Source organism: Streptomyces sp. (assembly GCF_050698815.1).
Classification (GTDB): domain Bacteria; phylum Actinomycetota; class Actinomycetes; order Streptomycetales; family Streptomycetaceae; genus Streptomyces.
Genome location: NZ_JBOHCV010000174.1, coordinates 1 through 4896, shown reverse-complemented (window position 1 = coordinate 4896; position 4896 = coordinate 1). Strand labels below are relative to the sequence as shown.

Below are 4896 nucleotides of genomic sequence, written 5' to 3'. Positions count from 1 at the left end.
CCGCGAGCGCGGCCCGGGCTTGGTCCTGCGGGCACTGGAGTACGGCCGCCGCCAGCCCCGGGCCGACCTCGGGCCAGGGCCGGGCGCCGAGCATCCGGTGCAGGCCGGCCGCCTGCTCGCTCAGCCCGCGGTACGCGAGGTCGGTGGCGGCGTCGGTGAGGGCGGTGACGTCCGTCCGCTCCGGATCCGGCGGGGACGCTTCTCCCGGCATGGCCACAGCCTCTCCTCCCGGTCCGGCAGGCCCGGCAGGTCTGGCAGGTCTGGCAGGTCCGGCGGGCGCCGACGCGAGATCCCGGGCCGCCTGCTCCCACGTCAGCTCCGGCTGCTGAGCTATGCGCGCGGCCGTGGTGCTCAGCGCGAGCGGGTGTCCCGCACAGCCGCGCGCCAACGCCCGTGCCGCGACGCCCCCTTCGGCGTAGCGCCGCTCCCCCACGATGCGGGCCAGCAGCGCTTCCGCGTCCGGCGGCGGCAGCGGGCCCACCTGGGTGACCCGTGCGCCGTGCCCTGCCACCAGTTCCGGCAGCCGGTGCCGGCTGGTGACGATCGTGAGCGACCCGGGCGCGCCCACCAGCAGCGGCTTGACCTGTGCCGCGGAGTGCGCGTCGTCCAGCAGCAGCAGGGCCCGCCGGCCGGCCAGCCTTCTGCGCAGCAGGGCGGCCTGGGCCGCGGGGGTCGCGGGTACCAGCGCGGGGTGCACGTCGAGGCCGAGCAGGAGCTCGGTCAGTACGGCAGCCGGGTCGGCCGCGCTCGCGGGGTCCGAGCCGCCCAGCTCCGCCAGCAGGTGGTCGTCGGGAAACTTCTCGGCCAGCGCGTGCGCCAGTTGCAGTGCCAGTTCGGTCTTGCCGATACCGCCGACGCCCAGGAAGAGGTGCAGCTGTGGCCGGTCCCGCACCGAAGCGGCTGCCGAGACTGCCGCTGCGAGCGGCTCCCGCCGGTCGACGAAGGGCACGTAGGAGACGGGGAGGCGGTGGGCCGCGAGGGCGTCGCGCTCGCGGAGCCACTGGCGCAGCAGCGCGGCGACCGCCTCGTCGTGCCCGGCCCGTTCCACGATCTCCTGGGCGGCGCACAGTGCTTGCTGCTCGTCGCCGGGCAGCGGTTCCGGCTCCGTTTCCGGCTCCGTGTGGTCCGTACGGCCGCGGCGCACCCGGCGCAGCAGCCCGGCCACCGAGGTGGTGCCTTGGCGGCCGGCTTCCTCACCGGCGCCCTGGAGGAAGGCCGCCGCGACCGCACCCAGCGCAATGGAGATCGGTTCCACCACCGTTGCCCGCCCCTCCGGTGATCCCGCGCCGTACTCGGTGATCGGTGATCGTCAACCCGTCCACGCTATCGGGTCGTTGACCACCGGGCAGCCGAACGGTCCGGAATCGGACAAGGCCGTACCGGGACCGTACCGGGCCGGTCCGTGCCCGCACGGCCCCGACCGGCCCCGTCGCGTCGCGCGTGCCCGCCGGATCGGCGAGACTCCCCTCATGCACCCAGCCACTCTCAGCACCAGAGCTCTCGGCCGTGCCCTGGTCGCCCGCCAACTGCTCGCCGAGCGGGCACCGATGACGGCCCTGCAGGCCATCGAGCACTTGGTCGGCCTGCAGGCGCAGGCCCCCAAGCCGCCCTACTTCGGGCTCTGGACCCGGCTGGCGGACTTCCGGCCCGAGGAGCTGTCCGGCTTGCTGACGGACCGGCGGGCCGTGCGGGTCACCGTGATGCGGGCCACGGTGCACCTGGTCAGCGCCGAGGACTGCGCACAGCTGCGCCCGCTGACACGGGGTCTGGCCGAACGCGTCATCCGCACCAACCACCTCAAGCCGCTGGCGGGCCTCGACCCGTGGGAGGTCGCCGGCGCCGGAGTCGAGCTGATCCGGGAGCGCCCGCGCACGGTCCGCGAACTGGGCGAAGCGCTCGGCCTGCGCTGGCCCGGCCTGGACCCGCGCGAGCTGTCGCAGGTGGCACGCGGGCTGGGCGACCTCGTCCAGATCCCGCCGCGCGGTCTGTGGGGGCGCTCCGGGCAGCCGGCCTACGACACGATCGAGTCCTGGCTGGGACGCCCGCCCTCGCCCGAACCGTGCATCGAGACGATCATGCTGCGCTATCTGGGCGCCTTCGGGCCGGCCTCCGTGATGGACGCGCAGACGTGGTCGGGACTGACCCGGTTGGGGGAGGTCATGGAACGGCTGCGCCCGCAGCTGCGGGTCTTCCGCGCCGAGAGCGGGCGGGAGCTGTTCGACCTGCCCGAGGCCCCGCGTCCCGATCCCGGACTGCCGCTGCCCGCCCGTTTCATCGCCGAGTACGACAACCTCATCCTCTCGCACGCGGACCGTACGCGCGTCATCGGCGACCGGGCACGCAAGACCATCGCGAGCCGGAACGGCCAGGTCCCGGGCACCATCCTGCTGGACGGCACGGTGCGGGGCACGTGGAAGGCGGAGCAGCCGCGGCGGGCGACCGGTGGCACGGCGACGCTGACCGTGACGCCCTTCGGCCGGCTGACGGGCGAGGAGGAACGGGCGCTGGCGACGGAGGGCGAGCGGCTGCTCACTTTCGCCGCGTCGGAGGCGGAGCAGCGCGTCGTCGACTTCGCGGCGCCGCTCAGCTCGTAGACGCTGCCCGGAGCATGGCGCGCGAGATCCAGGAGCGGACCGGGGTCTACACATCCCGCGCATTTCGCTGACACTTCCGTCACACAGAACACGGATATCGAGCCGCATCAGGGATGAACTGCCCCTTATCGGCCTTGCGTTCACGCCAGGAGTCGGAGAACCTACCGACGTCCTGACCGCGGTGCGCCACAGCGGACCGGCGGTCAGCGGGCAGGGGCAGGGACACGGCCGGACCACGCCGGGTTCCGCGCGCCGGCCCGGCGGCACCGGGAATCGACCACCCGGAACCGGGCGTGCGCGTGCGCCGTCTCCACGCCGAGCGGCTCGACCCCGCCGCGCCCCGGCCGCGGGAGAAGGCGCGGGACAGTACGAGCACACGCAGCCCGCTGCGTGCGGGGGACGGACTCATGACGTCGAAACCGGCCGACGGCCCACAGCCGCGATCAATACCGGCGGCTCACCCCGCGGCAGACGATGACCCGTCACGGACGACCCAGCTGCGCATACCCCGCCAACTCCGGAACCGGCCCCACGGCGTCCGGCCGCCCAAGGCTCTGCCGCGCTACGACTACGAGCACTACAGCCGCCTCGCCGGACCGCTCAGCCCGCCCGGCCCCGGGAAGCCCTACCGGGTCGCCTACCGCAGCCTGCTCGCCGACGAACCGCACCGCATACGGGCCGCCTTCCTGCTCTGCCTGGCACCGCTGCTCTCGGCCGGGCTGCTGGTGTGGCTGATGCAGCCGCGGCACTGGACGCAGCGCGACGACGGCGCCGTCTCCGACCTGGTGCTCAAGCTCGACATCGTGATGCTCGTCGCGATCGGCCTGATCGAGCTCTTCCGCACCCTCAACGTCCTCTCCAACGCCCACGCCACCCTGGTCGCGAGAGACCCGGTGCCCGTGGTCCCCGAGTCCGGCACCCGCGTCGCCTTCCTCACCTCCTTCGTGCCCGGCAAGGAGCCGATCGGGATGGTGACGAAGACCCTGGAGGCCGCCGTCCGCATCCGGCACCGGGGGCAGCTGCACGTCTGGCTGCTGGACGAGGGCGACGACCCGGAGGTCAAGGCGGTCTGCCGGCGGCTGGGCGTGCACCACTTCACCCGCAAGGGCGTCCCGCGCTGGAACAAGAACAAGGGCCCGCACCGGGCCAGGACCAAGCACGGCAACTACAACGCCTGGCTGGCCGCGCACGGCGAGCACTACGACTTCTTCGCGTCCGTCGACACCGACCATGTGCCGCTGCCCAACTATCTGGAGCGGATGCTCGGTTACTTCCGCGACCCGGACGTCGGCTTCGTCATCGGCCCGCAGGTGTACGGCAACTACGACAACTTCGTCACCAAGGCCGCCGAGAGCCAGCAGTTCCTCTTCCACGCCCTCATCCAGCGGGCCGGGAACCGCTACCACGCCCCGATGTTCGTCGGCACCAGCAACGCCGTGCGCATCAGCGCCATCAAGGCCATCGGCGGGCTCTACGACTCCATCACCGAGGACATGGCCACCGGCTTCGAGATGCACCGCGCCAGGAACCCGGTCACGGGCCGCAAGTGGCGCTCGGTCTACACCCCGGACGTGCTCGCCGTCGGCGAGGGCCCCAACGCCTGGACGGACTTCTTCACCCAGCAACTGCGCTGGTCGCGCGGCACCTACGAGACGATACTCAAGCAGTACCCCAAGGGCCTCTTCACGATGCCGCCGGGGAAGCTCTTCAACTACACGATGCTGATGCTCTTCTACCCGATCTCGGCACTCAACTGGATACTGGCCGCGCTGAGTTGTGCGCTGTTCCTGGGGCTGGGCGCCTCCGGCGTGCAGATCGACCCGACGATCTGGATGGCGCTGTACGGCAACGCCACGGCCCTCCAGATCGGACTGTACGTCTGGAACCGGCGGCACAACGTCTCCCCGCACGAGCCCGAGGGCTCCGGCGGACTCGCCGGGATGCTGATGTCCGCGCTCTCCGCGCCGATCTACGCGCGCTCACTCTTCGACGCGCTGCTCCGCCGCAAGAGCACGTTCGTGGTCACACCGAAAGGCGACTCGGCCAGCCCCGACACCCTCTTCGGCACCTTCCGCGTCCACCTCTTCTTCATCCTCGTCTTCGGCGGCTCGCTCGCCGGCTCCTTCTCTCTGGGCCACGACCACCCGGCGATGCTCACCTGGGCCGCGCTGGCGCTGCTGATCACGGCCGCGCCGATCATCGGCTGGCGGTTCACGGTGCGCACGGAGAACAAGCGCCGCAAGCAGCGCGCCGAACCGGAACCGGCAGGGCGGCACCGGCAGGGCGGTCCGGGCCCGCAGCC

Annotated in this window: 3 protein-coding genes; 2 read left to right on the top strand and 1 reads right to left on the bottom strand. The window is 72.5% G+C overall.

Going from position 1 to position 4896, the window contains the following annotated elements; genetic code table 11:
• The coding region (locus ACRDP3_RS06545) for an NB-ARC domain-containing protein (protein ID WP_431515871.1) at window positions 1-1258 on the bottom strand (1258 nt) is incomplete at its 3' end.
• Window positions 1259-1469: 211 nt separating this feature from the next.
• Here ACRDP3_RS06545 and ACRDP3_RS06540 point away from each other — a divergent pair.
• Together ACRDP3_RS06540 and ACRDP3_RS06535 are read left to right on the top strand one after the other, a co-directional pair.
• Window positions 1470-2594 (top strand): winged helix DNA-binding domain-containing protein, encoded by a 1125-nt coding sequence (locus tag ACRDP3_RS06540; protein ID WP_431515870.1) that lies wholly within the window; start codon window positions 1470-1472, stop codon window positions 2592-2594.
• 407 nt (window positions 2595-3001) lie between these two features.
• A partial coding sequence (locus ACRDP3_RS06535) for a glycosyltransferase family 2 protein (protein WP_431515869.1) occupies window positions 3002-4896 on the top strand: 1895 nt, incomplete at its 3' end.

Bases quoted from the DNA above. Each gene is read 5' to 3' on its own strand.
- ACRDP3_RS06540 (WP_431515870.1), top strand. From the start codon at position 1,470: ATGCACCCAGCCACTCTCAGCACCAGAGCTCTCGGCCGTGCCCTGGTC.